Source organism: Streptomyces sp. NPDC028289 (assembly GCF_055565975.1).
The window spans coordinates 1-20,161 of the sequence record NZ_JBVHTI010000004.1; the positions used below are offsets into that span (position 1 = coordinate 1).

General features: G+C 70.0%; 17 protein-coding genes and 7 pseudogenes. 15 read left to right on the forward strand and 9 right to left on the reverse strand.

Features of this window, described 5'->3' with window-relative positions:
• Positions 1 to 159: 159 nt before the first annotated feature.
• The 4 genes from ACZ4UV_RS19915 to ACZ4UV_RS19930 all read right to left on the reverse strand — a co-directional run bounded on the left by ACZ4UV_RS19915 (position 160) and on the right by ACZ4UV_RS19930 (position 4,418).
• Positions 160 to 1,320, reverse strand: coding sequence for a DUF3103 family protein (locus ACZ4UV_RS19915; protein WP_467839439.1), 1,161 nt, complete (start codon positions 1,318 to 1,320; stop codon positions 160 to 162).
• A 237-nt stretch (positions 1,321 to 1,557) separates the two neighbouring features.
• Positions 1,558 to 2,286: a FadR/GntR family transcriptional regulator gene (locus tag ACZ4UV_RS19920; RefSeq protein WP_390044657.1), complete on the reverse strand. Its 729-nt coding sequence runs from the start codon at positions 2,284 to 2,286 to the stop codon at positions 1,558 to 1,560.
• 216 nt (positions 2,287 to 2,502) lie between these two features.
• The gene (locus ACZ4UV_RS19925) at positions 2,503 to 3,621 is read right to left on the reverse strand and encodes a Gfo/Idh/MocA family protein (RefSeq protein WP_467839442.1); all 1,119 of its coding nucleotides are present in this window, start codon (positions 3,619 to 3,621) and stop codon (positions 2,503 to 2,505) included.
• Positions 3,621 to 4,418 carry a sugar phosphate isomerase/epimerase family protein gene (locus ACZ4UV_RS19930; protein WP_467839445.1) on the reverse strand — a complete coding sequence of 266 codons (798 nt, stop codon included), beginning with the start codon at positions 4,416 to 4,418 and terminating at the stop codon, positions 3,621 to 3,623. The genes ACZ4UV_RS19925 and ACZ4UV_RS19930 overlap by 1 nt, the downstream gene beginning before the upstream one ends.
• 83 nt (positions 4,419 to 4,501) lie before the next feature.
• Between ACZ4UV_RS19930 and ACZ4UV_RS19935 the strand changes: the two genes are divergently transcribed.
• The 3 genes from ACZ4UV_RS19935 to ACZ4UV_RS19945 are packed head-to-tail and all read left to right on the forward strand — an operon-like array spanning position 4,502 to position 6,416.
• Positions 4,502 to 5,131, forward strand: coding sequence for a TetR/AcrR family transcriptional regulator (locus tag ACZ4UV_RS19935; RefSeq protein ID WP_390044663.1), 630 nt, complete (start codon positions 4,502 to 4,504; stop codon positions 5,129 to 5,131).
• Positions 5,132 to 5,181: 50 nt separating this feature from the next.
• Positions 5,182 to 5,847 (forward strand): nitroreductase, encoded by a 666-nt coding sequence (locus tag ACZ4UV_RS19940; protein WP_467839448.1) that lies wholly within the window; start codon positions 5,182 to 5,184, stop codon positions 5,845 to 5,847.
• 44 nt (positions 5,848 to 5,891) lie between these two features.
• Positions 5,892 to 6,416 carry a hypothetical protein gene (locus tag ACZ4UV_RS19945; RefSeq protein WP_467839451.1) on the forward strand — a complete coding sequence of 175 codons (525 nt, stop codon included), beginning with the start codon at positions 5,892 to 5,894 and terminating at the stop codon, positions 6,414 to 6,416.
• Positions 6,417 to 6,459: 43 nt separating this feature from the next.
• On the opposite strand, the gene ACZ4UV_RS19950 is transcribed toward ACZ4UV_RS19945, so the two are convergent.
• Positions 6,460 to 7,374: an amidohydrolase family protein gene (locus ACZ4UV_RS19950; protein WP_390044669.1), complete on the reverse strand. Its 915-nt coding sequence runs from the start codon at positions 7,372 to 7,374 to the stop codon at positions 6,460 to 6,462.
• 161 nt (positions 7,375 to 7,535) lie between these two features.
• Here ACZ4UV_RS19950 and ACZ4UV_RS19955 point away from each other — a divergent pair, with 161 nt between their 5' ends.
• Positions 7,536 to 8,945: an RICIN domain-containing protein gene (locus ACZ4UV_RS19955; RefSeq protein ID WP_467839454.1), complete on the forward strand. Its 1,410-nt coding sequence runs from the start codon at positions 7,536 to 7,538 to the stop codon at positions 8,943 to 8,945.
• 70 nt (positions 8,946 to 9,015) lie between these two features.
• Here ACZ4UV_RS19955 and ACZ4UV_RS19960 read toward each other — a convergent pair.
• Positions 9,016 to 9,423: pseudogene (locus ACZ4UV_RS19960) on the reverse strand (helix-turn-helix transcriptional regulator); the annotation flags it as partial.
• On the opposite strand from ACZ4UV_RS19960, the pseudogene ACZ4UV_RS19965 reads away from it, so the two are divergent.
• Positions 9,401 to 9,717: pseudogene (locus tag ACZ4UV_RS19965) on the forward strand (MFS transporter); the annotation flags it as partial. The pseudogenes ACZ4UV_RS19960 and ACZ4UV_RS19965 overlap by 23 nt on opposite strands.
• A 122-nt stretch (positions 9,718 to 9,839) precedes the next feature.
• Here the strand turns inward: ACZ4UV_RS19965 and ACZ4UV_RS19970 are convergent.
• Positions 9,840 to 10,079: pseudogene (locus ACZ4UV_RS19970) on the reverse strand (hemerythrin domain-containing protein); the annotation flags it as partial.
• Positions 10,080 to 10,736: 657 nt separating this feature from the next.
• Between ACZ4UV_RS19970 and ACZ4UV_RS19975 the strand changes: the two are divergent.
• The 5 genes and pseudogenes from ACZ4UV_RS19975 to ACZ4UV_RS19995 all read left to right on the forward strand — a co-directional run.
• Positions 10,737 to 11,063 (forward strand): STAS domain-containing protein, encoded by a 327-nt coding sequence (locus tag ACZ4UV_RS19975; RefSeq protein ID WP_467839457.1) that lies wholly within the window; start codon positions 10,737 to 10,739, stop codon positions 11,061 to 11,063.
• Complete coding sequence (locus ACZ4UV_RS19980) at positions 11,060 to 11,785, forward strand: GAF and ANTAR domain-containing protein (RefSeq protein ID WP_451018928.1); 726 nt, start codon at positions 11,060 to 11,062, stop codon at positions 11,783 to 11,785. Before ACZ4UV_RS19975 ends, ACZ4UV_RS19980 begins: the two co-directional genes overlap by 4 nt.
• Before the next feature lie 5 nt (positions 11,786 to 11,790).
• On the forward strand, positions 11,791 to 12,549 hold the full coding sequence (locus ACZ4UV_RS19985) for an ANTAR domain-containing protein (RefSeq protein WP_390044675.1): 759 nt from the start codon (positions 11,791 to 11,793) through the stop codon (positions 12,547 to 12,549).
• 318 nt (positions 12,550 to 12,867) lie between these two features.
• Positions 12,868 to 13,029 carry a hydrophobic protein gene (locus tag ACZ4UV_RS19990; RefSeq protein WP_451018929.1) on the forward strand — a complete coding sequence of 54 codons (162 nt, stop codon included), beginning with the start codon at positions 12,868 to 12,870 and terminating at the stop codon, positions 13,027 to 13,029.
• A 192-nt stretch (positions 13,030 to 13,221) separates the two neighbouring features.
• Positions 13,222 to 13,425: pseudogene (locus tag ACZ4UV_RS19995) on the forward strand (PRC-barrel domain containing protein); the annotation flags it as partial.
• 467 nt (positions 13,426 to 13,892) lie between these two features.
• Here the strand turns inward: ACZ4UV_RS19995 and ACZ4UV_RS20000 are convergent.
• Positions 13,893 to 14,381: a flavin reductase family protein gene (locus ACZ4UV_RS20000; RefSeq protein ID WP_467839461.1), complete on the reverse strand. Its 489-nt coding sequence runs from the start codon at positions 14,379 to 14,381 to the stop codon at positions 13,893 to 13,895.
• A gap of 256 nt (positions 14,382 to 14,637) precedes the next feature.
• Between ACZ4UV_RS20000 and ACZ4UV_RS20005 the strand changes: the two are divergent.
• From ACZ4UV_RS20005 to ACZ4UV_RS20025, 5 genes and pseudogenes are all read left to right on the forward strand, one after another.
• Positions 14,638 to 15,325, forward strand: a pseudogene (locus tag ACZ4UV_RS20005) (HemK2/MTQ2 family protein methyltransferase).
• A 19-nt stretch (positions 15,326 to 15,344) separates the two neighbouring features.
• Positions 15,345 to 15,518, forward strand: a complete 174-nt coding sequence (locus ACZ4UV_RS20010; RefSeq protein ID WP_451018940.1) for a CDGSH iron-sulfur domain-containing protein — start codon at positions 15,345 to 15,347, stop codon at positions 15,516 to 15,518.
• Positions 15,515 to 16,478, forward strand: a pseudogene (locus tag ACZ4UV_RS20015) (iron-containing redox enzyme family protein); the annotation flags it as partial. The gene ACZ4UV_RS20010 and the pseudogene ACZ4UV_RS20015, both read left to right, overlap by 4 nt.
• Positions 16,479 to 16,681: 203 nt before the next feature.
• Positions 16,682 to 17,860: an AI-2E family transporter gene (locus ACZ4UV_RS20020; RefSeq protein ID WP_451018930.1), complete on the forward strand. Its 1,179-nt coding sequence runs from the start codon at positions 16,682 to 16,684 to the stop codon at positions 17,858 to 17,860.
• Positions 17,861 to 18,147: 287 nt separating this feature from the next.
• A pseudogene (locus tag ACZ4UV_RS20025) lies at positions 18,148 to 18,455 on the forward strand (phosphoketolase family protein); the annotation flags it as partial.
• A 125-nt stretch (positions 18,456 to 18,580) separates the two neighbouring features.
• Here ACZ4UV_RS20025 and ACZ4UV_RS20030 read toward each other — a convergent pair.
• A complete protein-coding gene (locus ACZ4UV_RS20030) occupies positions 18,581 to 19,561 on the reverse strand; it encodes a slipin family protein (RefSeq protein ID WP_451018931.1) in 981 nt (326 codons plus the stop codon).
• Positions 19,562 to 20,161: the final 600 nt, after the last annotated feature.

The following is a 20,161-nucleotide window of genomic DNA, read 5'->3' on the forward strand; positions in this document are numbered from 1 at the left end:
CCCGCGGTCGCCGACGGGGAGAACGGCCCACAGGGGCCACCCGCACCCGACCACGAAACCCGCACGGGTGGTGCGGGTGGGAACACCAAGACCGCGGGGCCCCCCCCCCCCCCCCCCCCCCCCCCCCCCCCCCCCCCCCCCCCCCCCCGGGCGCGAGGTCTAGAACTGCTCGACGAAGTAGGGCTCGACGGTCATCCAGCCGTTGCCCGAGGCGCCGTTCAGCCGGCCCGAGGAGTTCTGGGCGAGGGTGTACCAGGACTCCACGTAGTCGGGGTCGTCGGTGAACCAGCTGTCGGGGATCGCGCTCAGGACCGCGTTCACCAGCGGGATGTAGGTGCCCTGGTCGGTCACGGTGAGCAGCGCCGTGGTGATCGCCTGCGCCAGCGCACGGTAGTTGGTGCCGTCGTCGTCCTCCATCATGACGACGTCGGCCAGGTTGTACTTGTAGTTGGACCAGTTGACCAGGATCTGGTTCGGGTAGTAGACGGTGCCGTCGTAGTCCAGGTAGGGCATGTCCACCGAGTCGACGCGCGCCGTGCCGTCCTGGCCGAAGCCGGTCACCAGCGAGAACATCTCGGCGGCGCCCTTGAACCAGGGCTCCTGGTCGTCGTTCACCTCGACGGCCGTGACCTTGGTCGCCCACCAGCCCGCCGCGCTCGCGGCGTCGGCGCTGTTCGCCGCCGCCTTCTTCGGGAGGGAGGTCAGGCCCTTGTCCGTGAAGGCCTTCCGCAGCACCTTCAGGCCGGCCCGGTGGGCCTTGGTGACGTCGATGTCCAGGATGTACAGCGGGCGGTCGGGAACGTGCGCGGTGCCGATCGTGTGGGCGTGGCCGCGGCTGTCGTAGGCCGTGATGTCCTTGGCGTCGTCGTCGGGCGCGGCGACGGCGATCCAGGGAGTGACTTCGGCGTTCAGGTGCGACCGCATGGACGGCGCGCCCAGGCGGACGCGCAGCAGTGACCCGGTCGACGCGGGCAGGCCCTTCAGGTCCACGATGCGACGGTCCGCGGCGGAGACGGAGGCGTACAGGTCCCTGCCCTCCGGGGAGGCGGTCCGGCCTGTCAGCGCCTGAAGGTCCACGTCCTCGGTGCCGAGGGCGGCCGCACGGACCTGTGCGCGCCACCGCGGGTCACGCAACGAGGCGGACAGGGCCCGCGCGATGTCCCGTTCGGTCGACCACACCGGAGATTTCCGGAACGTCGTGGCCTGGTCCCCGGCGTCCCGCACCGGCGCCGCGATCGCCGGCTGGACGGAGCCGCCGATGACCGCGGACAGCATCATGCCGATGAGGACGCCGCGTCTCTTGCTTGATCTGCTCACCATGCTCCTTGTGTTGTCGGTCGCCGCCGCGCCCACGGTGGACGGGCGGCCGTCATTGGGTGATGACCCCGGAAGCAAATTTGTCCGGGACATGACATGCGGAGTACGCGCGGGGCGAACGCGCATCCGCGCATGGAAGACATGAAAGATCGGAGCTGCACCGAGGTCTGGCCGGTTCGCCGCACACGGCTCGACTCGGCGGCAGCCGGTGCGCCAAGGAGCCGCGGTTGGGGAGCGCGGCTACCGGGGGCTGTCGGCGGGCGGCCGTCCGCGAGGACTGGTCAGCGAACCGAGCATGATCTTCTCGGTGTCGGCCAGATACGTCTCCGCCGCGCGCCGCGCCCCCGCGACGTCCCGGCCGGCCACGGCCCGTACCACCGGCACAAGGCGGTCCGCCGCCCGCGCCGCGTCCTCGAACGGCGCCCGCAGCGCGGCCCGTACCGGAAGATAGGCGTTGAACAGCGTGTTCGTGAGGAGCAGATAGACCCGGTTACCCGTCGCCCGTGCCAGTTCGCGGTGCACTTCCACGTCGGCGAGCTGGACGGCGTCGGCGTCCGGGCCGTCCGCGACCTGACGCAGCAGGTGTTCCAGCCGCCGGGCCTGCCGGTCCGTGCGCCGGTCGGCCGCGCGGCCGGCGATCAGGGTGCCGATGTGCCGCCGTACCTCGAAGACCTCCCGCAGCCACGTGGGGTCCTGTGCCGCCAGCATCGGAAGCAGGTCGGCGCCACCGATCCGCAGGTAGTCCAGGACGCGTGTGCCGATGCCGTGCCGGGTGCTCAGCAGTCCCGCCTGCTCCAGCCGCGTCAGCGCGTGCTTCAACGTCGTACGGGTGACCCCGTACCCGGCGGCCAGCTCCCGCTCGGGGGGCAGCAGGGATCCGGGGCCGTGCGTGCCGCTGAGGATGTCCTCACGCAGTCGTGCTTCAAGCAGGTCGACCACGGTTCGACGCGGAATGCTCTCGACGGCCACGGAGGATCTCCCAGGCTTCGGTCAGTGGTTCAGCGGCTCACCGGTCTGGCGGCCCACTGGTTCAGCGACTTACTGGTCTAGTGGCTCAGCCACTGCCTCAGTGAAGCAGTCCCCCGACCGCGTCGTCAATTACCTGTGACGGCCGAGAAGTTGAGCACGGTCCGCGCCACTGAAAGCTTCCGTCCCGCAGGCGGGGATCCGGGGCTCCGGGGCCGGTCACAGGGTGGCTCCGTAGGGGTCGCGGTCCTCGGGGACGAGCGGTATCGCGGGCGCCGTGCTGCCGACGCGGACGGTCTCGCCGGAGGTGACGGCCTCGTCGATGGACACCATGGTGTCCAGGACGTGGTAGCCGAGGTCGCCACTGGCGATGTGCGGTCCTCCGCCGCGGACGGCCCGCGCCATGTCCAGGACTCCCAGTCCGCGGCCGCCCTCGACGCCGACCGGCGGGACGGTCTCCCACTCCGCCTCCCGGCCCCGCTGCGGCACGCGGGTGATCCTGACCTCGCCGGCGAAGGTGTTGGGGTCGGGCAGGACCAGGGTGCCCTCGGTGCCGGTGATCTCGACGAACCCGGTGCGGGTGAGCGGGGAGTCGAAGCTGAAGACACTCTGGCCGACGCCGCCGCCCTCGAACTGCGTGAGCGCGGAGACATGGGTGGGTACGGCGACGGTGAACTCGGTGCCCGCGCGGGCCCCGCTGCGTACCGTTCGGACTGTGCGGGCGGTCGACCCGAGCGCGGCGACCCGGGAGACCGGCCCGAACAGGCAGACCAGGGCGGTGAGGTAGTAGGGCCCCATGTCGAAGAGGGGGCCGGCGCCCCTGGCGAACAGGAACTCCGGGTTCGGGTGCCACAGGTCGGGTCCCGCGTACTGCATGACGGTCTGCGCGGACAGCGGGGCTCCGATGTCGCCGCGGGCGATCGCGCGCAGGGCGGTCTGGAGGCCCGGGCCGAGGATCGTGTCCGGGGCGACTCCGACCCGCAGGCCGGCCGCGGCGGCCTGGTCGAGCAGGGCTCGTGCGTCGGCGCGGTCCAGGGCGATGGGCTTCTCGGACCAGACGTGCCTGCCCGCCGCGAGAATCGCCGAACTGACCTCGGCATGCACGGCGGGGACGGTCAGGTTGACGATGATCTCGACGTCCGGGTGGGCGAGGACGTCCGCGGCCGTTCCCCACTCCTCGACGCCGTACGCGCGGGCCTGGGTCTCGGCCCGCGCGGTGTCGAGGTCGCCCACGACGGCCACGTACAGGTCGGGGTACCGGGTGAGGCTGGTCAGGTACTGGTCGCTGATGTTGCCGGCGCCGATGACTCCGACGCCGACCGGGTGGTGTGCCGTCATCAGGCGATGCCCTTCCCCTTCAGGTAGGTGATGCCTGTCGCGATGCCCTCGAAGACGTCGCCGTCGTAGTGGTCGAACTCGATGACGGCATACTCGGCGTGTGTGGCCGCGGCCAGCGAGGCGGCCAGCGGGATCTGCCCCCGGCCCGCCGCGACCTGCCCGGTGTCGGCGGGGTCGAAGGGGACGCCGGAGGTGAACGGGTCGTCGATGACGGGGCCGTCCTTCACGTGCAGGGCGCGCACCCGGGAACCCAGCCGGCCGAGGAGGGCGACGACGTCGTTGCCGCCGGCCGCGGCCCAGAACAGGTCGATCTCCAGGACGACTTCCGGGTTCAGGAGGTCGGCGAAGCGGTCGAAGGCGCTGACGCCGGCGACGGTGTGCACGAACTCCTGGGAGTGGTTGTGGTAGCCGACCCTGAGTCCGTGCCCGGCGGCACGCTCGGCGGCCTCGTTCAGGAGGGCCGCGGTACGGGCGATCTCCTTCTCGTCGGCCCACCGGGAGGCCGGCACGAACGGGTCGAAGAGGATTTCCACGCCCAGTCGCCGGGCGGCCCGGAACGTGTCGTCGAGGCCGGTGCCCGACGTGCCGTCCGGCGACAGGAAGCCGGCGTGTCCGGTCCGTGCGGACAGGCCGTGCCGGGCGAGCGCGTCGGCGAGTTCGGCCGCGCGGTGCGTGAAGCCGAAGACCTCGACGTTGGTCAGCCCCAAGGCGGCCAGACGGCCGAGCGCGGCGTCTTCGTCTGCCTCCAGAGCCTGGCGTACGGAGTAGAGCTGAACCGACAACTGTGGTGTCGACAAGGGGGACTCCTCTCGTGGCGGACGGCCGGGAAACAGAATACCGACAGGGGTGATGGTTTCTAGGGGTCGTTAGCATCTCGTTCATGGCAAGGGAAACGGCGCGGCCGGGGGCGGCCCCGCGGAACTACCCCAAAGGGGAACGGCGGCGCGCCCAGATCATCGAGGCCGCGTTCACCGCGTTCGGGCAGGTCGGCTACCGCAACGCGAGCATGGTGCAGCTCGCCGCCGCCTGCGGTGTCTCACGCGCGGGCCTGCTGCACCACTTCCCGACCAAGGAGTCGCTCCTGGAGGCGGTCCTGGAGGCACGCGACCGTCAGGACGGCGAGCACTTCCTCGAGTCGGGCGCGCTCAGCCAGGACGGCCTCGCCTACTTCGCCGCGATGATCAGGCTCGTCGCGCACAACCAGGCCAACCCCCTCATCGTGAGCCTGTTCGCGGTGCTGTCCAGTGAGGCCACGGCGGCGGACCACCCGGCGCGCCCGTACTTCACCGCACGCTACGAACGCACCCGCCGCGAGATGCAGTCGGCCGTCGACGACCTGGCACGGCGCGGGCTGCTGCGCCCCCATGTGGACGCCTCGCACCTGGCGGCGGATCTGGTCGCGTTCATCGACGGCCTGCAGGTCCAGTGGCTGCTCAGCCCGGACACCATCGACATGCCGGATCACCTGCGCGGGATGCTGCGCAACGTCATCGGCGTCGAACTCCCCTAGTCTCCAGTGGTTTCCAGCCCGTTGCGACGTTCCGGAAAGGCCGAGTCGGCGTGGATGTGTACGAGGCGGTGGACAGCCGCCGGGCCGTACGGGCGTTCAGCGATCGGCCGGTGCCCCGGGAGGTGCTGACCCGGGTGCTGGCCGCGGCCTCGCGGGCGCCGTCCAGTGGGAACCTCCAGCCCTGGCAGGTGTACGTGGTGTCCGGCGAGCCGCTGGCCGAGCTGAAGCGGCAGGCCACGGCCAGGGCGCTGGCGGCCGACCCGGGCGACGAGCGGGAATACCCGATGTACCCGGCCGAGCCGGCCGCGCCGTATCCGGAGCGCTTCGCCGCCGCGGCCGCGCAGCGGTACGCGGCGCTGGGCATCGAGCGCCATGACCCGCAACGGCCCGTGAAGATCGCCGCGTTGAACACACAGGCGTTCGGCGCGCCCCTCGTGCTGTTCTGCTACCTCGACCGGGCGATGGGTCCCGGGCAGTGGGCGGACGCCGGGATGTACCTCCAGACGGTCATGCTGCTCCTGAGAGCCGAAGGCCTGCACAGCTGCCCGCAGGTGATGTGGACGATGTACCGCCGGACGGTCAGCCGGCTGGTCGGCGCCGGTGACCGGCTCGTGCTGCTGTGCGGTGTCGCGGTGGGCTTCGAGGAGGAGGGCGCGCCACGGGTCCGCACCGACCGGGCCGAGGTGGCCGAGACGGTGCGGTTCATCGGGCCCTAGCGGGCTTGCCGGCCCGAGTGGGGCGGTGTGCTTGAATGCCGGGCATGGACGGCTCCGCCCGGATGTGGATCAGCGAGATCCCCTCCCTCGACCCGGACGCCCGGGGAGTGATTCTCGACCTCGACCAGACATCCGCCGATCGGGCCGAGCGGATGGCCTGCATGCTGCTGAACCGCGGGCACGAGGGCGAGGCCGGCGTGTTCTACCTGCTGCCGGAGGATCTTTCCGCCCGCTACGAGCGGACCGGGAACCGGCTCACCGTGTCCCTGCTGGCCCACCGGGGCGTACTCGCCCAGGACCTGGTCTCACGTCCGGCCGCGCTGCGTGCGCACCTCGACCGGCTGCCCCGCGACCCCTTGCACGACGGCCGTGTCGTCCTCGTGCGCCGGGAGACCGTCACCGACTTCGTGCCCGCCGAGCGGGACGGTTTCCAGCAGCCCGTGGTGCTGATCGACCACAGCGTCGAGGACGGTGACGGGCCGGTCGCCCTGACCGAGCTGCTGAGCCTGTTCGAGAGGCACGAGGCGGGCGTCGTGGTCGTCGCCGCGCCCAAGGCGGCGCGGGCCTGACCGCACCGGCCCGCCGCTGCGCCCCGCAGCGGACGGATGACGGTCACAGCCCGAACAGGCGTGCCGCATTGTCGTGGCACACCGCGCGCAGCCACTCCTCACCGAGCTCCAGCCGCTCCAGGGCGTGGAGCTGGTGCACGTAGGGGTACGGGATGTTGGGGAAGTCGGAGCCGAGCAGGACGCGGTCGCCCAGAGCGGCGATCCGGGGCAGCGCCCGGGGCGGGAACGGCATGAACCGCTCGGTGAAGTCCGTGAACGCCATCGTGGTGTCCAGCCGCACCTCCCCGTACCGCTCGGCGAGGCCGGCGAACTCCTCGTACTCCGGCATCCCCATGTGCGCGATGATCAGCCGCAGCCTCGGATGGCGGGCCAGTACCCGCGCGACCGGACCGGGACCGGTGTGCTTGCCGGGGGCGGGACCGGAGCCGCAGTGGATCACGACGGGAATCCCGGCGTCGGCCAGCAGACCCCAGGCCCCGTCGAGGAGTTCGTCGGCCGGGTCGTACCCGCCCACCTGCACGTGCGCCTTGAACACCCGGGCGCCGGCCTCGACGGCCGCCCGGACGTACGTCTCGACGCCCTGTTCGGGGAAGAGGGTCGCCGTGTGCAGGCAGTCGGGGGTACGGCCGGCGAAGTCGGCGGCCCACGCGTTCAGCCAGACCGCCATGCCGGGCTTGTGCGGGTAGAGCATCGAGGTGAAGGACCGGACGCCGAACTCCCTGAGGAGAGCGGTGCGTTCCGCCTCCTCCTTCCGGTAGGTGATGGGCCACGCGAGGTCGCCGATCAGCGGTCCGTTCGCGTCGAAGTAGTTCCAGACCTTGTGCAGGACCCGCTCGGGCATGAAGTGGGTGTGCACGTCGATCAGCCCGGCCAGGCCGAGCCGTTCCCTGAAGAGCCGGATCGCCTCAGGTTCGGCGGGGACGGCGGAGGTGGCGGGGGCCGTGCGGTGATCGTTCATACCGCCAACGATCGGTACCGGGGAGCGACGAGTCCAGCCCCTGCCGCATCGGCCGGGCACGGACCGGGACCGGCGCAGTGGTGACGAAGCGTCAAGTTTCTTTGATTGATGCGGAATTCAGGCGACAGCACTGGCGCTCCACACCTACCAGCGGGTAAGTCATGGCTCTGCCACCTTCGGCAACTCGTGTCACAGCGAAGGGATATCCCGTGCGTCTGCGCCCCTTGCGCGTCCTGTGCTGTTCCGCCGTCCTCGCCCTGTCGGCGCCCGCGTTCCTCCCGGGCACCGCGTCGGCCGCGGTCCCCGCCTCCTCGGTCTACCTCCAGAACTACGTCACCGGTCTCAACGCCGCCGACAGCGGCGGCACCGTCGCCGCGCACAACCCCAAGGGCAACGAGGACCACCAGCAGTGGACCGCCGTCGCGGTCAGCGGTGGCTACCAGCTCCAGAACGCCGACGAGTCCGGCACCTGCCTGGGACGCAGCGTCACCACCGCGGTCACCGCCGCCTGCGGAACGGACGGCACCACCTGGACGATCACCGCCGGCGCCGACGGCACCTACTCCGTCACCGTCCCCGGCACCTCGCAGTACCTCACCGGCTCCTCCTCGGACTCCGGCGCCGTACAGGTCGGCTCCTCCGGGGACCTCGCCCGCTGGTACCTCACCCCGGTCTCCTACGCCACCACCGCGATGCCCTCCGCCGACACCCGCACCCTCGACCAGGTCACGTTCCTGACCGCCCACAACGCCTTCGCCAACGGCTCGGACGGCAACTTCGCGTCGTTCCCGGTCAACCTGTTCCCCAACCAGAACTACGGCATCAGCCGGCAACTGTCCGACGGCGTGCGGGGCTTCATGCTCGACGACTACACGGTCTCCGGGCAGGCCGTGCTGTGCCACAACAGCTGCTCCGGCGTGAGCAACCCGGTCCCGCTCGCCACCGACCTCCAGCGCATCGTGGACTTCCTCAAGGCCAACCCCGGCCAGTTCGCCACCGTGTTCCTGGAAGACTACGCCTCCTCCGACGTGCTGAAGTCCTCCCTCGCCTCCGTCAACGGCCTGTACGACGTGCTGTACCGGCCCGACCAGGAGGGCGTCGCCACCAAGGGCTGGCCCACCATGGCCGACCTCGCGGCCCGCGGCAAGCAGTTGCTGGTCTTCAGCGACCGGACCCGGGCGAGCGACACCGCCAACGGGTATGCCACCCGCGACACGTTCGGTGTGATGTACCAGCGCGAGTGGACCGTGGAGAACTACTGGTCCATGGGCGGCGGCCTCGGTGACTCCGACTGGTCCTGCTACAGCCGATGGGGCACCGACAGACCGCTGACCACGGACTCGTCCGCCTTCCACCCGCTGTTCGTGATGAACCACTTCCGGGACTATCCCATCGCCGGCACCGCCGCCACCGACAACGGCAAGATCCTCAACCGGGCGCAGAACTTCTGCACTCCCGCCGCCCGGAAGAAGCCCAACTACGTGGCCGTGGACCGGTACGACACCGGGTCGCCCACGCCGCTGAGCACGGTGGGCAGCCTGAACACGTACGTCCTCGCGCCCGGCCAGTGAGCGCGGGCCGGGCGAGGCGGCGGGTGGGCCCTCGCCCCGCCCCGCCCGGCCGGGACCGGGCACGTCCGGTTCAGGGGCCGTCGCGGTGGGAGCCCGGGGTGTGGCCGAAGATGCGGCGGAAGGCGTCGATGAAGGCGCTGGCCGACGACCAGCCGCAGGCGTGGGCCACCGCCGTCACCGGCATCCGGTCGGCGAGCAGGACCAGGGCGTGCTGAAGGCGCAGCTGGGTGCGCCACCGCGGGAAGGTCATGCCGAGGTCGGCGCGGAAGAGCCGGGAGAGGGTGCGGTCGCCGGCGCCGACCGTACGGCCGAGTTCCCTGAGGGTGCGGCCGTCGGCCGGGTCGGCCCGCAGGATCGCGCACACCTCGCGGAGCAGGGGTGCGGTCGGGGCGGGCAGGTGCAGCGGCTGCTGCGGTGAGGCCCGCAGCCGGTCGAGCAGGACGGCGCGCAGGCGAGCCCGTTCCGGGCTGTCGTCGTCCTCTATGCCCTGACCCTCGTGTTCATGGCGCTGTCCGGGATCGGCGTGGCCGCCTACCACCCCGAGTCCGCCCGGGTCGCGCGGCTCGCCAGCCGGGGCAGCCACGGTGCGATGGCGGTGTTCGCCACCGGCGGCAACATCGGCTTCGCGCTGGCCCCGCTGATGGTGGGTGCCGTGGTGGCGGGCGGCGGGCTGCACTGGACGCCGCTGCTGGTGATACCGGCGCTGGCCGGTGCCGCGCTGTGCCTGCCGGTGCTGCGCGAACTGCGGAGCCCGGGCTGCCGGGCCGCCCCGTGGAGGTCATTCGTGCGCGCTGGGCACCCCGGGTCGTGAGGAGAGTCGGGCTCGGCGGCGGCGAGTCGCTCGCCCAGTTCGCCCAGCCGGCTGTGGCCGAGAGCGGAGCGGACCTTGGGGAACCACTCCTTCTCTTCCTCCTCGACGTGGTGCCGCACGTTCTCGACGAGAACGGTCATCTTGGCGTCGAACCGTTCGTCTTCGGGGTCTGGGCCCGCCAGTTCGGAGAGCATCCGCAGGACGACGTGATGTTCCTCGACGCTCTCCAGTACGTGGTCGGTGGTGTCCGGCACGGCGGCACGCGCGGCGGGGTGGAAGATCTCCTCCTCGATCCAGGCGTGGACCGTCAGCTCCTCGATCACCTAGTCGGCGATCTTTCGCTTGGTCTTGTAGGCACGGTCCCCGGCCTGCTCGAAATCCTTGAACAGCTTCTCGACCGTCTGGTGGTCGTCCTTGAGCAGCACAATCGCGTCCATGGGTCCGCCTTCGCGTTGTCCGGGACGTCCCGCAAGAGAGCGGGGTGTTTTCGCTGGTGGAAATACCGAAAGCCGATCGGCTCCCACGCTCCGGTTACGCCCGGCAGTGCGTCCGACTCGTCCGAAGCGCGCCTTTTGCGGCGTACGGTCATGTCGTGAATGCAGTTGGTTACTGAACGTAATCACTACCAGTCAAAGTGCACGTCCACACCATGTCCCGGCTGCGGGTACGCCGCGGGTTGCGAAGTGAAAGCGAACTGCTGTGCGCCGAACTCGACGCGGCGTAGGCTGAAGGTGCGTCCTTGACCCCGGCGCCCCCGTCGACAGACGGCGTCGTCCTTCGGCAAGCGGACCAGCTTCCCTGTTGTGTGCTCAGGTGGTCTCCTACCCGGCGGTAGCACCGGTCCGTCGGCGAACTCGCTGCTCACCTTTCGAGCGCGCCTGCACGGATGCAGCCTTTGCGGTGGCTTCGGTTACGGGCGGGAAAGCCGAGGCGCTGTGCAATTTGTGCATACGATGATCCGGTACCGAGGCGATGGCCGGGTGACCGTCTTCCTGGAGGGTGAGATCGATCGGACCACCGTTCCTGCCGTCGGCGCCGCCCTGGCGACATGTCTGGCCAACAGGATGACGGAGATCGACGTCGATCTCGCCGCCGTCGGGTTCTGCGACGCCAGCGGTCTGAACGTCTTCCTCGAAGTCTCCCAGCACCTGGCCGCCTCGGATGGCGAGCTGCGGCTGCACCATCCAGCCCCGGTCGTGAGTCGGCTCCTGGACCTCACGGGCACGGGATTCCTCCTGGCAGAAGAGGAGTCGGGCGTTGAACAGCCTCCAGCCGAGACAGCTCAGCCGTCCAGCGAAGTCGCATGATCAGCGATCGGATGGCGGAGATCCTGCGGCTGCTTCAAACCGAGGAGTGGCCGGACGTGGCGGCGGATGCGGCTGAGCTGCTCGCTGTGGACGGGATTGCGGTCAGCGCGGGCAACGCACCAGGAGGGACGGAGATCCTCTGGTCCTCGGGCAGTCTCTCGCGTGACTTCGAGGACCTGCAGCTCACCCTCGGATACGGACCGGGGCCGGACTGCCTGGCCGACGGTATCGCGGTGCGCGTGCCCGATCTGGGCCGCGTGAGAGAGGACCGCTGGCCCGCCCTCCTCGTCGAGGGGGCCGCCCTGAACGTTCGGGCCGTGTTCTGCTTCCCCCTGCACATCGGTGCCATCACACTGGGCGTGCTGACCCTGGTCAGAAGGACCCCAGGGCACCTGACACCCCTGCAGGGCGACGATGTCAACGTACTGGCCGTCGCCCTGACGAAGCGCGTCCTGGATCTCGGGAGCCCGCTGCTGTCGGCCGCGGAGAACCAGGACCTGGTTGCCCCGGTACTGCATCAGGCGGTCCTCCACCAGGCGACCGGCATGGTCAGCGTCCAGCTTTCCGTAACCCTGGCGGAGGCTCTGCTGCGGCTCCGTGCCTACGCCTACGGCAACAGCCGCACCCTCACCGACACAGCCCGGGACGTCGTGGACAGGCGGCTGCGGCTCGAACCCGACCCGCACCCGACGAACGTCACCGAAGACGAAGACGAGGACTGATCTCGATGGCAACCCGTGAACATCAACTCACCGAAGTCTTCGTCGAGGTGGCCGACTCCCTGATCGACGACTTCGACGTCATCGACTTCCTGCAGAAGCTGTCCGTGCACTGCATGGAACTGCTGGATGTCGCCGCCGTCGGCATCCTGCTCGCGGACGAGAACGACAAGCTCCACGTTCTCGCCGCCTCCGACGAACACACCCGGCTGCTGGAACTTTTCGCCCTCCAGCACGAGCAGGGCCCCTGCGTCGACTGCTACCACGACGGCCTGCCGCGGATCAACGTCAGCCTCACCGACCCCACGGCGACCACCAGGTGGCCACAGTTCGCCCGCAGCGCCCAGGACACCGGTTTCGTCTCCACCAACGCCCTGCCGCTGCGGCTGCGCGGACGGGTCATCGGCGCGCTCAGCCTGTTCAGGGCGGGGCCCGCGCCGCTGGCCGAACAGGACCTCTCCCTCGCCCAGGCTCTCGCCGACGTGGCGACCATCGCCATCCTTCAACAGCGCACGCTCGCCCACAGCGAGGCCGAGCGCGACCAGCTCCAGTACGCCCTCAACAGCCGTATCGTCATCGAGCAGGTCAAGGGCATCCTTGCCGAGCGATGGCAGATGCCCATCGACGAGGCGTTCGGCATCTTCCGCGCGTACGCTCGCGCCCACCACCGCAAACTCTCCGAACTCGCCCGGGCCATCGCCGGCGGCACGCAGGGCACCGACACGATCCGCGCCTTTCCCCCGCGGGCAACGCAAACGGACAGCTGAACCTGCCGAGCTCGTCCACCGATCGTTCCCGCCGCGCCGAGGGGCGATCGCCGGCCTGCTTTCGCCTGGGCACGGTGGACGCCGGCCGGAGGCGCGCTCCGCAGATGCCAAGTGAAGCCGCGTACCGCGCCCGGTGCCGTCCCGTCGGCGCCCACCAGTCGTCGTTCACGCTTCGTTCGGCCGGGTAATCACACACCACGGACCGCCGAATCATGACACCAGCCACGCCCGACCGGGACGCCTCAAAAGATCCCGTTACGAGCCCGTACGCGTGGACGGGGAATTGGTGGGCATACGGCGGTTCGGAGGTTGAAAATTATGGTTCCCCTGCTTCTCGTTCTACTGCTGGCCCTGATTCTCTTCGGTGCGGGTTTCGCACTGAAAATTCTGTGGTGGATCGCGATCGTCGTGCTTGTCGTGTGGCTCGTCGGCTTCGTTGCACGTCCGAAGGGTGGGAGTGGCCGCTGGTATCGCTGGTAGTTGACCGGCGAGGACATTTCCCGCACGGGGCCGGAGAGAATTATGAATTCTGGCTTGACTGTGGGGGGTGTACCCCTGGATGCGGGGCACCGGCAACCAAGACGGTCGAAGAAACCGCTGTGTACGACACACGGAAAAGGAGGATCGCGGGAACCCCTGTCGTCCTCCGTTTACCGGAGGAGTTGTTTTCGCGTGACTGAAAATGTGTGGAGTTACAAGTCGACCGCGGGTCGCCCGGCCGACGCCGACCTCACCGGATACAAGGTCGAGGCCACGGACGGCGGCATCGGCAAGGTCGACAAGCACTCCGACGAGGTCGGTGACGCCTACCTGGTGGTCGACACGGGTGTGTGGATCTTCGGCAAGGAGGTCATGCTCCCGGCGACCCGGGTTACCGCGACGAACTGAGCACCTACTACGGCACGGGTGGCGCCCTGTTCGGCGGCCCGCAGGTCTGATCCGACGCCCGTTCTGAGCACCATGGCCCCGGGACTCCTTGACGAGCCCCGGGGCTCTCGCGTGCCCGGGGGCGCAAGTTCAGGCGATGCGTGGGGATCTGGAACAGAGACCACTCACATCGCCTATAGCCGCCGTCGCTCAGGCTCTCCACACGACCGACCTACCAGGCCGGGGCCGCGTCGAGAACCAGAGACCCGCCCGGTCCGAAGTGTCAGGGGGCATCGGTGAACTTGAACTCGCCGGCGTGGACGCCAGTCCCGCCATCGAAAGGCCGGACCGACTGGTCCTGGTCGCGGCGGAGTGGCCGAACCGACCGAGCAACCGCAACCGCGTCACTGACCCGCTCGTCGACAGGTGCCCGCCGGCTGATCTGACTCGGTGCCGCCCAGTTACACTCGGCCGGCTCAGTCCGCCGGGTGGCCTGGGGTGATGTCATGGGTGTCGTTCAGCGTCAGCAGCGGGCTTCTGGTGCCCGAGGGGTTGTCCGCCGCCTCCGGAGCGAGCAGGAAACCGACGTGGTCGCCGCCGTCGATCCGGTTCTCCACGCGACCGACGAACCAGGCGGGGGCCTCGTCGAGGATCAGCGATCCGCCCGGTCCTGGATGCCACGGGATGTGCGTGAACTTGTCGGTGCGGTCGCCGGTCTCGCCGCCGAAGAGCCGGGCCAGCCGGTTCCGGTCGCGGCGGAGGAGATGGACCGCGAGACGTTCGGCACGCTCGGCGACCTGGTACGTCCGGTTGGCTTTGGACAGCCAGACCATGAACCGGGCGGGCCGCATCGAGCACTGCGAGGCGAATCCGACCAGGCAGCCGGCTCTTTCCCCGTCGGCCACCGCGGTCACGACGTACATCGGATAGTCGAGCAGGTCGGTGAAGGGATCAAGATCGGTCACGGTACCTGGCTCCCGCTTCAAGAGATCGGACATCGGGCAACTCCGCGCCCTGTCGGTGTGCAGCTGCGGCGCCCGGATGATCATCGAAGTGTCCGCTATGCCGTGTGAGGTCCAATTCGCCGGGCACTCGGAACAGTGACGCATGGGTCGGGTGTGCCCTGCGAGGCTCGCCCGTGAGGCGCCCCCTCATATCGAGCCACCCGACGGGTGAGTCCGGTGACACGCTCGGGGCGCGGGCTGCGAGATGTACATGTGATTGACACGACGACCCGGAACGACAGCGCGGGCGACTCGGTGCTGGCCCCGTGGCGGGTGTACGCCCCCCCAGCACGACACCGTGTCGTCGACCCGGGCTCTCGACCGGGAGCACGTCTCCGCGGGGGCCGCTGTCCTGGACATGGGAGCCGGTGCCGGTGCCCTCGCGCTGGCCGCCGCCCGGCCGGGCGCCCACGTCACCGCCGTCGACAGTTCCTACCGGGCGGTCCTGCCACCCGGTTCAACGCCCGGCTCACGCGACTGCCCGTCGAAGTCCTCCACGGTGATCTGTTCGGCCCGGTTGCCGGCCGCAGGTTCGACCTGGTCGTGAGCAATCCGCCCTATGTCCCCGCGCCCGGGTCCGTCCCGCGCTGCCACCACACCGCGCGGTGGCGTGGGATGCGGGTGCCGACGGACGCCTCCTGCTGGACCGGATCTGCCGCCGCGCGCACACGTCACTGGTTCCCGGCGGTGTGCTACTGCTCGTGCACTCCGCGCTGTGCGGCATCGCACCGACCCTGGCCGCGTTGGAGCGGTCGGGACTCCAAGCCCGGGTGATCGACCGGCGTCTCCTGCCGTTCGGTCCGGTGCTCCGCTCGCGCGGGGCGTGGCTGCGAGAGCGGGGGCTCGTCGACGCCGGCGAGGAGAAGGAAGAGCTGGTGATCATCCGCGCCGAACGAACCCGCTGAACAGTGGCGCCGCGTCACGCTGACGAGCGACGGTCCGATCCTCGTGGAAGGACCGGTCGAGGTCGTACTCGACGACAGGCGCATCGCGCGTTCGGACCGGTTCACCGTCGCGCTCTGCGTCTGCCGACGCAGCCGGGTCTGTCCCTGGTGTGACACCAGCCACCGCGCCCGGCAGCAGAGGCGGACCGCATGACCAGCACCGCACCGGCCGCCCACGACGGCGCCACCGGCCCCGCGCCGCCGCGCAGCAGGGGCGAACTCTCCCGTACGGTCCGCCGGGCCCTGACCCGTCCCGCCGGGACGCCGCTGCCGCAGCGGGTGACAGCCGTGCACGCGGACCCGTACGGGGACGATCTGCAACTCGCGCTCCACCTGTGCTACGAACTCCATTACCGAGGCTTCGCCGGCGTCGACTCCGGGTGGGAGTGGGAGCCCGGCCTGCTACAGCTGCGGGCGGAGATCGAGCACCGCTTCTGTCCGCGCTCCGCGCCGACGTCGGATCGCCGCGCAAGGCCGGAGAAGCTCTCGCGGACCTCCTCGTGGAACCCTTCGACGCCGACGTACCCTCCCCATTCCTCAGGAAACGAGGAGAGCTCCGGCAGTTCCGTGAGTACGCGGCCCAACGCTCCCTCTACCACCTGAAGGAAGCCGATCCGCATGCCTGGGTCATCCCGAGACTGACGGGACGCGCGAAGGCCGCGATGGTCGCCGTGGAGTACGACGAGTTCGGCGCCGGACGACCCGAGCGCATCCACGCCCAGCTGTTCGCCGACCTGATGGCCGATCTCGAACTGGGCACCGCCTACGGACGTTACGTCGACACGACCGGTGCGGAGATGCTGACCAGCGTCAACCTCATGTCCCGCTCGGACTCCACCGCGCGCTGCGCGGATCACTGGTGGGCCACTTCGCAGCCGTGGAGACCACCTCCTCACCCGGCTCACGGCGCCTCGCCCACGGGCTGCGACGGGTCGACGCGGTCCACGAGCAGATCGTCCGCCGGGACGTCGGCGGCGGCCTCCTTGAAGCGGAGCCCGCTCTCGACGGGGACGTCGGTTTCGGTGTCGACGCCACCGCATGGACCGAGAGGCGGCTCGGCGACCACCTCCTCACCGCGTGGCGCAACGGCCGTACCTCACTGCGCACACCGTTGCGACCGCTTTCAGCGCATCGGCCGGAGAGGCGAACCCTGCGCGTGTGCGGTACGAGCGGAGTGCCTGGGTACCCGGGCACGGTGCCACCCTCCTCGCCTCGGACCAACTGCTCGTCGGCGACGGCACAGGGTGAGTGGCGGTCAGGGGCGCCCCGCGGCGACATCCACGCCCATACGAGGCAGTCGAGGAGAGGGGCATCGCGATGTCTGCGCAGTCCGAGCCCGAGTCCGCTCGGCAGGAGCACGGTGCGCTGGACGGGGCGGGCCTGAACGGCTCCGGCCCCGGCCCGGCGGGCGGCACACAGCTGCCCCGGGAAGCGCCCCAGGAGCCGCCGAGCCGTGAGCCACGCGGCGGGCGCAAGCGGTCCTGGGTCACGGTGGGCTTCGCTCTGGGGCTGGGGGCCAGCCTGGCGTGGCTCGCCGTGCAGACCGTCATGCGGGTCAGCTCGATGCTGACCTTGCTGCTGCTGGCCGTGTTCATCGCGATCAGTCTGGAACCGCTCGTCGTCTGGTTCACGCGCCGGGGGCTGCGGCGCGGCTGGGCCGTCTCGATCGTCCTGACCGGGTTCATCGTCGTACTCGGCGGATTCCTGGCCCTGGTCATTCCGCCGGTGACCAAAGAGATCACCGCGCTGGTAGACGCGGTGCCGGGATGGCTGGAGCAGCTCCACGACCACCAGTCCACGATCGGCCGCCTGGAGGACCGCTTCCACCTGGTCGAGAAGGCCAAGGAGCAGTTCGGTTCAGGAGGCGGAGCGTCCGGCCTTGCAGGAGGCGTCCTGGGCGCCGGCCAAATGGTCCTGAGCACCGTCGCGTCCACGGCCATCGTGATCACCGTGACCCTCTACTGCATGGCGGCGCTGCCGGCCATCAAGGAGTTCTGCTACCGCTTCGTGGCGGCCAGCCGCCGTGAGCGCGTCGAGGGCGTGGCCGAAGAGATCATGAACCGGATAGGCAAGTTCATGCTCGGCAACCTCGTCACCTCGGGGATCGCCGGCGTGGCGACCTTCGGCTGGTGCGCGGCCACCGGTGTCCCGTACGCCGCCGCGCTGGGCGTCTTCACGGCCCTGATGGACCTGATCCCGATCGTGGGCTCGACTCTCGCCGGCATCGTCGTCAGTCTCGTCGCGCTGTCCGTGTCCCTGCCCATTTCGATCGCGACCGCGGTCTTCTATGTCGTCTTCCGGGTCGCCGAGGACTACTTCATCGTCCCGAGGGCCATGAAGTTCGCCGTCGACGTCCACCCGTTGGTCACCGTCCTCGCGGTACTGGTCGGCGGGGCGCTCCTTGGCATCATCGGCGCCCTCGTCGCCATCCCGGCGGCCGTCGCCGTCGGGCTGGTCCTCGACGAGTACGTCTTCCCCAAGAAAGAGCGGAACTGACGCGCGCCGGTCGAGGGCGTCTCTGGACCCGGCGGTCGCCTGGGCTCAGGTCTCAAAGAGAAGTAACTTGTGGGTTCAGAGACTTGCGTTCGCAGGTCACCACGTCGCACACCCGCACGTTGTTCCTCTGCGAGCCCCAACGACCTCGCGCACGGTTGGCCGTGGCACGGGGTCGTAACGGAGCCCTTCCGCCGGCCCACCTGCGTCGGCTGGACCGGCAGACCAAGGCGAACAAGGCCTGGATACGCAACGCCTGGCCGCGTCACAGACCACGCTGACGTCGCTGAGTGGCGGATCACGTGCTGCGCCGCCGCGACTACGTCAACGTCGTCGTCGCGGGCAAGCAGCCGTGCTTCGACTGGCTCGACCTCGACGCCGCCCGCGCGCACTGCGCCCGCGGCGCCGGGATCTGGGCCTGGGCCGGCACCGAGTCCGAGCCCGGCGAGCCCGACGCCGTGCTCGCCTGCGCGGGCGACGTACCCATCCTCGAAGTGCTGGCCGCGGCCTCGCCACTCCGCCGCCACCTGCCCGAACTCGCGGTACGGGGGGGGTCAACGTCGTCGACATCGCCCGGCTGTTGCCGGCCTCGCATCCAACGGCGGGCCGGCCGCTTCAGCCACCCCGGACCGCTGCCGGCCCCGGTGACACGCTGTCACCGGGGCCGGCAGCGGCACCGCCTTGCACCGCGACGATCACGTCACCTCGGGCGGCCGGGAACGGTCAACCGCTCAGGGATTCCTCGGCGTCCCGCCGCGTCGGCCAGTTGTCCCGCCGCTCCCGGGCCACCTCCGCACGGCTGCAGGCCCGCTCTCCGGGCAGGGAGACAGACGGTGTGAGGGCCGGTGCGGGGATGGCAGGCTCCGAGATCACGGCCCCCGCCGAGAGCGCGGCGTGCCTGTCGCTCCGGCGCACGAGCCGTCCGTCGGACTCGCCGTCGCTGTCCCTGCTCTGGTGCTCGAAGAAGCGGAGCATCTCCACGGGGAACGGCATCACGAGGGTGCTGTTCTTCTCTGCGGAGACGTCCACCACGGTCTGCAACAGACGTAGTTGGAGTGCTCCGGGGGTGTCGGCCATGGTCGCGGCGGCGTCGGTCAGCCGCTGGGACGCCTGGAACTCGCCGTCGGCGGCGATGACCCGGGCCCGGCGTTCCCGCTCGGCCTCGGCCTGCTTGGACATGGAGCGCATCATCGACTCCGGAAGGGCGATGTCCTTGATCTCGACGCGTTCGATGCGCAGTCCCCAGGGTTCCTCGGTGGGTGCATCCATCACCTTCTTGAGTTCCGCGTTGATGTGGTCTCGGTCGGAGAGCAGTGTGTCCAGGTCGGCCCTGCCGATGACCGAGCGGAGCGAGGTCTGGGCGATCTGGGAGACGGCGCTGGGGTAGTCGCGGACGTTCACCAGGGCTTTGACGGGGTCGATGACCTTGAAGTAGACGACCGCGTCGACAGTGAGTGTCACGTTGTCGGCGGTGATGGACCCCTGCGGCGGGATACCCAGGACCTCGGTCTGCACGGACACCTTCCGCATCCGGTCCCCGATCGGCCGGATGACACGCAGGCCCGGCCCGCGGATGTCCGGCAGCAGCCGCCCGAAACGGAACACCACGCCCTTCTCGTACTGCTGGACGTTGCGCACGCTCAGGGCGAGCAGGACCAGCCCGGCCATGGCGCACACCACCAGCACGGTGATCAGAACACCCATGGTTCTCACATTCCTTACGTCGATGACGGTCCCGGACCCGAGCGGTCAGGGAAGCACACGGCACGGGAGGACCCCGGCCTGTCGTCTGAGATGCGGCCGGGGTCCCGGGCTGCTGTTGAGGCTCTGGTGTGTCGGCCCGGCTCAGCCGGGAAAAGTCTGCGGTGTGCCGGTCCGGGCTCCGACGGCTGTGGCCCCGGTGGCCGCCGCTGCAGTGCGCACGGCCCTCACCTCGCCGTCGGCGGAGCGGAAACGGCCGGGATCTGCGGGCGTGCCGCGGGATCGCGGACTTCGTGGTCTTCTTCGGCGCGCAGGCACGGGCCCCCGGTGATCAGCGCCGACAGCGGATCGAGCACGGCCGTCGGCGAGGACCCGAGGGGAGCGCAAGAGATCCGGAATGACGTGAGGCAACGCGTGCTGCCGGGGATCGGCGTGGGGGAAACGGTCGCAGTCATGACGCGAACCCTGCTCCGGGCCGACCGGAACCGGCCCGGCGTGATCAGATCGCCGAAAGTGACAGCGACATGGAAGCCGGTGCACGAAATACCCTCGGTCACACCAGCATACTCCGACGCCGGTCCGAACAGATTCCCCGTCCGGGGA